The sequence below is a fragment of the Cohnella mopanensis genome, assembly GCF_022352055.1.
GTDB lineage: Bacteria > Bacillota > Bacilli > Paenibacillales > Paenibacillaceae > Cohnella > Cohnella mopanensis.
Map to the genome: position 1 here is coordinate 523354 of NZ_JAKRWM010000006.1, position 7433 is coordinate 530786.

A 7433-nucleotide genomic window follows, 5' to 3' on the forward strand; every position below is an offset into this window, starting at 1 on the left:
CTTAATCATTCCATGAGGGTTATTCGCTTTTGCGCTCGATAACTCTCATGGGATTCCCACCTACGAAAGTGTTAGGCGCAACATCCTTATGCACGACCGACCCGGCAGCCACCACGGCTCCGTCCCCTATCGTCACCCCTGGAAGAATCGTAACGTTAGCTCCGATCATGACGTTGGAACCGATTCGAATATCCCCAAGACGGTATTCCTTAATCAAGTACTCATGAGTAAGCAACGTGCTGTTGTACCCGATAATCGAATTGTCGCCTACCGATATCCGTTCAGGAAAAAAGACGTCGACCATCACCATGAGGGCGAACGCCGTATGGCGTCCCACCTTCATGCCGAGGACACGTCTGTAAATCCAATTTTTGACGGGGAGGCTTGGACAATAGCGCGATATCTGTATGAACACGAAATTGCGAACCGCCTTAAAGCGCGAAATGGTTCGATACATTTGCCAAAGCGCATTCGGTCCGTCCACCGGATACCGCTCTACGTTTCTCAACCTTCGCCACCCTCCAACTCGATTCCGCATAAAGCCAAGAGCTCATTCATTTCATGAAGCATATGAACGGCTCCCGCCTCCAATAAATGATTTTCCCCTTTAAGGGACCATGCAACGCCTACCGGGATCGCCCCCGCGGCTATAGCAGACTTCATATCCACGGAGCTATCCCCAACCATGAACGTTTCGGAAGGTTCCACTCCTAACGCTTGAATCGCTTTGGCTACCGGCTCGGGATGAGGCTTCGCATGTTCAACGTCATCCAAGCTCACCAGCGTCTCCATATACTTGTACAGACCAAGCAGTTCTAACGCTCTAATCGAGGATGCTCTCATTTTCGTCGTAACGATTCCCATACGAATTCCTGCCGCGTGCAACCGAGCTACGACATCCGCGACTCCCGGGAACATCGATACCATCTCGTCATGACGAATGTGGTTATACTCCCGATAGGCTTGCGTAAGGCTCGCCACGTCTTGACGACCTGAGAAGTGCTGTAATTGCATCGTCAGAGGCTGCCCCATACTTGGAATGATATGTTCTCTCCCGAACCCTTCCGGCGCGATCCCCTTAAGCGCATGGATGAACGACTGGATGATGAGCTCGTTCGTATCGATAATCGTACCGTCAAGGTCAAACAGTACGGTCGTGATCTTCTTGCGTTGTGTCATTCTCGCTAGTCTCCGTTCCCTCTTGTACCGCATCCGCTTCTACAGGCTTTGCTTTGGTGCTGATTAGCGGATCGTTATACTTCTGCCTTGCCAGTCCCATTTTGCGACGTACCGTTATCAATATGATGCCTGCAATAACGATTAATATCGCCAGTAACTGCGATATGCGGACATTGCCTTCCTCGGGATTCAAATATCCTTGTTCGAATAGCGCCTTCATTGGCGACCACAATGCGTTTAACAGCGACTCCAGCCACGCCGGACCTTTGAATCCCAAGCTATCCGTCCGCAGCGGCTCGATGAAGAATCGGCCAATGGAATACCAGATAAAGTAGGAGAAGAACAATTCTCCCTCGCGCAAGAAATTCCGTCTTCTAATGACGAACAAAATAATTAAACCGAGCAAGCTCCACAACGATTCATATAGGAACGTAGGGTGGTGGTAAGTCCCGTTAACGTTCATCTGATCGACGATAAATTTCGGAATATGTAACGTGTCGCTTAGGAAAGACCGCTCTACCTCGCCGCCATAAGCTTCTTGATTGACGAAATTACCCCAACGCCCGATCATCTGGCCGATCAGCAGCGATGGCGCGCAGATGTCGACGATACGCCAGAAGCTATAGCCCTTGGCACGGATATAGAAGAACCCGCACAGCAACGCACCGATTAATGCGCCGTAGATTGCGATTCCGCCATTCCAAATTTGAATAATCTCGCCGGGATGATCTTTGTAGTAACCCCATTTGAAAGCAACGTAATACAACCGCGCGACAATGATAGAGGAGGGAACTCCATAAAGCATCAAGTCTAGGAAAAAGTCGGGATTAAGCCCGAATCGTTTGCCTTCCTGTACCGCAATGAGCAAGCCGGATAAGGCAGCCAAGCCCAGAATGATGCCATACCAGTGTACCGATAAAGGCCCTAGCGTAAACGCAATCGGATCCAAAAGTAAAGTAAACATGCTCATCCTCCACTATTCTATTCGTAATCGTCTTCGGAGATCGCTTCCGTTAATTTGTTCGTGAACTGCAGCGCAGCATTATAACCCATCCGTTTCAAACGGAAATTCATAGCTGCAACTTCCAAAATAACCGCTAAGTTTCTTCCGGGTCTAACCGGAACGGTCAATAACGGAACTTCCGTCTCGATAATCTTGGTCGTTTCCTCATCCAAGCCTAAACGGTCGTATTGCTTGTCCTGCTGCCAGTTTTCCAGCTTCACAACCAAGCTAATGCTCGTTTGGTTGCGCACCGCGCCAGCACCGAATAGGGTCATGACGTTCAGTATGCCTAGACCGCGAATTTCCAGCAGGTGGCGAATCAGATCCGGCGCCGTTCCGAATAGGTTGTTGTCCGCCGTCTGGCGAATTTCTACAGCATCATCGGCAATGAGCCTGTGGCCGCGTTTAACCAGCTCAAGAGCCGTCTCGCTCTTCCCGATTCCGCTTCCTCCGGTAATAAGCATCCCAACGCCATAGACATCGACAAGAACGCCGTGGATGGTAGCGGATGGGGCTAGCTTCTTCTCCAAGAAGTTCGTAATCCGGCTGAGAAGAATCGTTGTGGCCACCGTGCTTCTAAGCACCGGAAATTGCCGTTCGTTCGCAATCTCGATTAATTCGTTCGGTATGTCTAATCCTCTGGTCACGATAATGCACGGAGTTTCCTCGTGACATAACCGCTCCATGCGATCGCGACGTTCTTCCGTCGTTAACGTCTCCAAGAATGCAAGCTCCGTCCGTCCGAGCATTTGCGCACGATCCACAGGATAATAATTGAAATAGCCAGCCATCTCTAGTCCAGGCCGATTCAAGTCGTCCGTCACGATTTTCCGTCGCAACCCGTCTTCACCTGCGACAATTTCGAGGTGAAATTGCTGCACGAGCTCCGATACTCTCACTTTTTTAGCCATCGTACAGCTCCTTTCCTGATTTCCTTTATTTATCGTATCGAAAATAGACCGACAAAGCAATTTATACTTTGCCGTTTGTTATAACCCCGTTCCTAACAATAAGAAAACCGCTCGGCCATTGGCCGAACGGTTTCCGCTCTGTACTGCTTCTATTAAGCCTCGAAAATGTTAAGTTCCGAGTCTTTGTCGAATACGTGGATTTTGTTCATGTCGATCGCGAGCTTAACGTTTTGGTTCTCGCGAAGGCCGGAACGTCCGTCAACACGGGCGATAACGTTGTCTTTACCCAAGCCGTTCAGGTAGAGGAACATCTCGTGACCCAAGTTCTCGGATACTTCGATTGTTGCGTTCACGATGCTGTTTGGAGAAGCTTCGATGAACACTGGCTCTTCGTGGAAATCTTCTGGACGAATTCCAAGAATGATTTCGCGGCCGATGTAGCCTTTAGCGCGAAGCGCTTTAGCTTTGCCTTCTGGAACTTCAACGTTGAAGCCAGTAGCACGGAAACGTACAGCTCCGCCTTCTTCAACCAATTGACCAGTGATAAAGTTCATAGCAGGAGCTCCGATGAAGCCTGCAACGAACAAGTTAACCGGGTGGTTGTAAAGTACGTCAGGAGTAGCAGCTTGTTGAATGAAGCCGTCTTTCATAACGACGATACGATCTCCCATTGTCATTGCTTCTGTTTGGTCATGGGTTACATAGATACAAGTCGTCTCAAGACGTTTCATCAATTTACTGATGTTAGCGCGCATTTGTGTACGCAGTTTAGCATCCAAGTTGGAAAGCGGCTCATCCATCAAGAAGACTTGCGGTTCACGAACGATTGCGCGACCCAAGGCAACACGTTGGCGTTGGCCCCCGGACAATGCTTTCGGTTTGCGATCAAGCAAGTGCTCGATTTCAAGCGTGCGAGCTGCTTCACGTACGCGGCGATCGATTTCGTCTTTGCGGAATTTACGCAATTTCAAACCGAATGCCATGTTTTGATACACGTTCATATGAGGGTACAAGGCGTAAGATTGGAACACCATTGCGATGTCGCGATCTTTCGGTGCTACGTCGTTTACGACGCGGTCGCCGATGTACAGCTTGCCTTCGGAAATTTCTTCAAGTCCTGCGATCATACGTAGCGTGGTCGATTTACCGCAACCGGAAGGACCAACGAGTACGAGGAATTCTTTGTCCTGGATATCCAGATTAAAGTCGGTTACCGATGCTTTGTCGGTACCTGCATATTTTTTGTACACATTTTCTAAGCGAACGCCTGCCATTGTTCATTTCCCCCTAAACTTCGTTTGAAGGTACAGGAATATCTTAACTCACGCATGGGCCTAATGACTATGCACAAAGCGTACAAAAAATTCATTTCCTTTTCGTGACTTTGTACAATAGCAATAAGATGCGGACGAGTACCGCGTCGTTAAAGGAACGAACGTCCAAACCTGCTTCGTGTTTGATTTTATCCAATCTATACAATAACGTATTGCGGTGAATGAATAACTTTTTGGCCGTTTCGCTAACATTGCAATCCATGGAGAAGAACGCGTCCAGCGTCGATACCGTCTCCGAATCCGTGAATAGATCGGGTCTCCCCATCATTTCTTCCACAAAACGAGATCTGACCATTTCTGGGATTCCGCTAAGCAATCTTTCGAGATGAACGAGCCAGGGGAGATGGATCTGCATGCCGACATGAAACTTGCGCCCAAGGAATATCGTCTCCCTAAGCGTACCTACAATTCGAATGACACTTTCCGAAGGAATGATCGGTTCTCCTACGGCAATGTGGCATTCTCCACCCCATTCTCCCGTAATCAGCTGATGCAGGCCCTCTGCCAACGTAGCGAGCAACTCTTTGGTCTCCTCATGGCCGAGCACTTCGTCATCTTCCGAATCCGCTTCCATCAATACGCGATCACTACTTAGAATAAGCCACTCATGCTCCCTTAACGGGATGAGCAAGGTTTCATCGGATATAAAAGAACGGATAGTCTTCTCCAGTTCCACGTACGAGGGCTCCTTGTCTTCCAATTGCTCGCACAAGAGCAGGAAGGGAACCATCCCGTCGAACAAACGGTTGCGGAGCTCCATTCGATCCGGAACTTCGGCTCGCCACTCGCCGGCCGTAACCGATTGCTGTATCCATTCGCCTAATCGTCTAGCTTGGCGTTCCAAATCGGATGCCCCGGAAGAGGAGTTGGGGCGTGTGCCGCCCTGTTGAACCGCCCATCCAAGTAGTTGCTTCTCGACTTGTGTTAACGTCGCGGCCACCTCGATACAGTGGAGCTCCGCCCCATTCACGCGAGTGACCATCAAGCAGGCGCTTTTTAACTGGATCGCGTCTCCGACCTCGGGATGTTTGTTGCCGCCTTCCTTTTCCCACTCGACTCCCGTCAACACTTTGGCTACGACCGATGCGTTCAGAAGTTGCCCCAATAGCTGCAGCTTTGTTTTATTCATCCTTGAAGCCCCTTGTCCGCAAGATAAGCGATATATATGCGTCATTGTACCATATTTGGCACTAACGCGGGACCATCAACGCAGGGCTAATAGGACGACGATGGAAAGCAACGAGAAGACAGCCGCAATCAAATATAGAAAAGACACCGTCTGAACTTGAGTTAAGCCCCACTTCATTAAGCTGTGGTGCGTATGTAGATTATCCGCGTGGTGAAGTCCCTTACCTTCTATTAGCCTTCTGGAGAACACGATCACCGTATCCAGAATCGGAACGCCTAATGCGAGCATTGGCACCGATAAAGAAAGGAGTGTAGCCCCCTTCAAAGTCCCGTCTATAGCTGTTACCGCAAGCGTGTAACCTAAGAAAGTCGCTCCCGCATCACCCATGAAGATCCGTGCCGGATGAAAATTATAAGCCAAGAATGCCATGCATGTTCCTGCCAACACCACAGCTATTAATGCAGTATCCGTATGATTGAAAATTAAGGAAGCAGCGAATAAGGTCAAAGAGGAAATCGCGCATACGCCCGAAGCAAGTCCGTCGATTCCATCGATAAAATTAAGCATATTAATGAGCGCGAATACCCAGACGACGGTGAAGAGAGCTGCGATTGTTGGTGAAAATATAATCATGGATGCCGAGGAAGGCGATGAGACACCCTGAATGGAGATTCCTTGCCACACTGGGATGTAAGCAACGGCAATGTAAGCTAATAGCCTCGGCCACACTGGAAACTCTTTGCTTTTAGCCTTGTAAGCATCATCTAACAATCCGATCACGACAAGAATAGATCCGCCGAGCATAAGGGAACTGAATAAAGCATGATGCCCCATGAATAAAAAAGATGTGATAATCACGCCCGCGAATATCGCCACGCCACCGGACAAAGGAACCGGTTCCGCGTGTATTTTACGACGTGTCGGACGATCAACAAAACCAATGCGTAACGCGATCTTACGAACAATTGGCACAAGTACGATCACTAAAGCAAATGCGAACGCCATTGCGTACAAATAAACCATATATAATTCCTCCGGTAAGCGAATTTGAACTTAACATTCCCCTTTCGCTGCCGGAGACATACCCAATAAATTCATTATGCAAAGCTTTAATGCAGCTAATTAATTACGTGGATTTTTTGGTGGGCTGGTCAGTTTGATAGTCTTCAATCTCCGGTGCTCTCCAGTCAGGTTTTACCCAACTACAGCTGAATCTTTGTCACATCGGCGCTCTACTCAGGTTTTACTTAACTATATAAAATTGCCTCTTAAGGATATTAATAATCAAATTTTTAAAACAAAAAAGCAGACGTTCGCACGTCTGCGTGTTTGTATACTGGTGAGCCATGTAGGACTCGAACCTACGACACCCTGATTAAAAGTCAGGTGCTCTACCAACTGAGCTAATGGCTCGAAACTGGTGGAGGATGATGGATTTGAACCACCGAACCCGAAGGAAGAGATTTACAGTCTCCCGCGTTTGGCCACTTCGCTAATCCTCCACAATACAAGCCGGTCTGGTAAACCGGATAAAGAATGGTGGCTCGAGACGGAATCGAACCGCCGACACGAGGATTTTCAGTCCTCTGCTCTACCAGCTGAGCTATCGAGCCGTAATGCTTTTGAGATAATAATGGCGGAGCTGACGGGATTCGAACCCGCGGTCTCCTGCGTGACAGGCAGGCATGTTAGGCCACTACACCACAGCTCCGCAATATTATGGTGGAGGCTGACGGGATCGAACCGCCGACCCTCTGCTTGTAAGGCAGATGCTCTCCCAGCTGAGCTAAGCCTCCATGGGAATAAAGATGTGGTAGCGGCGAAGGGACTCGAACCCCCGACCCTCCGGGTATGAACCGAATGCTCTAGCCAGCTGA

The 7433-nt window shown here is 49.0% G+C and carries 7 protein-coding genes and 5 tRNA genes; all 12 read right to left on the reverse strand.

Annotated features, from left to right (window positions below; translation table 11 throughout):
• Positions 1-19 precede the first annotated feature (19 nt).
• The 12 genes from L3D05_RS12965 to L3D05_RS13020 all read right to left on the reverse strand — a co-directional run bounded on the left by L3D05_RS12965 (position 20) and on the right by L3D05_RS13020 (position 7352).
• The gene (locus L3D05_RS12965; protein ID WP_239616461.1) at positions 20-508 is read right to left on the reverse strand and encodes an acyltransferase; all 489 of its coding nucleotides are present in this window, start codon (positions 506-508) and stop codon (positions 20-22) included.
• A complete protein-coding gene (ppaX, locus tag L3D05_RS12970) occupies positions 505-1179 on the reverse strand; it encodes a pyrophosphatase PpaX (RefSeq protein WP_239616462.1) in 675 nt (224 codons plus the stop codon). The genes L3D05_RS12965 and ppaX overlap by 4 nt, the downstream gene beginning before the upstream one ends.
• The gene (gene lgt / locus L3D05_RS12975; protein ID WP_239616463.1) at positions 1142-2149 is read right to left on the reverse strand and encodes a prolipoprotein diacylglyceryl transferase; all 1008 of its coding nucleotides are present in this window, start codon (positions 2147-2149) and stop codon (positions 1142-1144) included. Before lgt ends, ppaX begins: the two co-directional genes overlap by 38 nt.
• Positions 2150-2160: 11 nt before the next feature.
• On the reverse strand, positions 2161-3093 hold the full coding sequence (hprK, locus tag L3D05_RS12980) for an HPr(Ser) kinase/phosphatase (RefSeq protein WP_239616464.1): 933 nt from the start codon (positions 3091-3093) through the stop codon (positions 2161-2163).
• Positions 3094-3245: 152 nt separating this feature from the next.
• Entirely contained in the window at positions 3246-4367 is a 1122-nt protein-coding gene (locus tag L3D05_RS12985; RefSeq protein ID WP_239616465.1) for an ABC transporter ATP-binding protein, read from the reverse strand.
• Between the two features lie 91 nt (positions 4368-4458).
• Positions 4459-5556 (reverse strand): PucR family transcriptional regulator, encoded by a 1098-nt coding sequence (locus L3D05_RS12990; protein ID WP_239616466.1) that lies wholly within the window; start codon positions 5554-5556, stop codon positions 4459-4461.
• Between the two features lie 75 nt (positions 5557-5631).
• A complete protein-coding gene (locus L3D05_RS12995) occupies positions 5632-6579 on the reverse strand; it encodes an MraY family glycosyltransferase (protein ID WP_239616467.1) in 948 nt (315 codons plus the stop codon).
• Between the two features lie 314 nt (positions 6580-6893).
• Positions 6894-6969, reverse strand: a tRNA-Lys gene (locus tag L3D05_RS13000).
• Positions 6970-6974: 5 nt separating this feature from the next.
• A tRNA-Tyr gene (locus tag L3D05_RS13005) sits at positions 6975-7058 on the reverse strand.
• Between the two features lie 35 nt (positions 7059-7093).
• Positions 7094-7169: transfer RNA gene (locus L3D05_RS13010), tRNA-Phe, on the reverse strand.
• Between the two features lie 21 nt (positions 7170-7190).
• A tRNA-Asp gene (locus L3D05_RS13015) sits at positions 7191-7267 on the reverse strand.
• Between the two features lie 9 nt (positions 7268-7276).
• Positions 7277-7352 (reverse strand) — tRNA-Val (locus L3D05_RS13020).
• Between the last annotated feature and the right edge of the window lie 81 nt (positions 7353-7433).

What these genes read in the sequence shown, in the direction of transcription:
- L3D05_RS12995 (WP_239616467.1), bottom strand. Translation starts at nt 6,579, where the DNA reads ATGGTTTATTTGTACGCAATGGCGTTCGCATTTGCTTTAGTGATCGTA.
- lgt (WP_239616463.1), bottom strand. Translation starts at nt 2,149, where the DNA reads ATGAGCATGTTTACTTTACTTTTGGATCCGATTGCGTTTACGCTAGGG.
- L3D05_RS12990 (WP_239616466.1), bottom strand. Translation starts at nt 5,556, where the DNA reads ATGAATAAAACAAAGCTGCAGCTATTGGGGCAACTTCTGAACGCATCG.
- ppaX (WP_239616462.1), bottom strand. Translation starts at nt 1,179, where the DNA reads ATGACACAACGCAAGAAGATCACGACCGTACTGTTTGACCTTGACGGT.
- hprK (WP_239616464.1), bottom strand. Translation starts at nt 3,093, where the DNA reads ATGGCTAAAAAAGTGAGAGTATCGGAGCTCGTGCAGCAATTTCACCTC.
- L3D05_RS12985 (WP_239616465.1), bottom strand. Translation starts at nt 4,367, where the DNA reads ATGGCAGGCGTTCGCTTAGAAAATGTGTACAAAAAATATGCAGGTACC.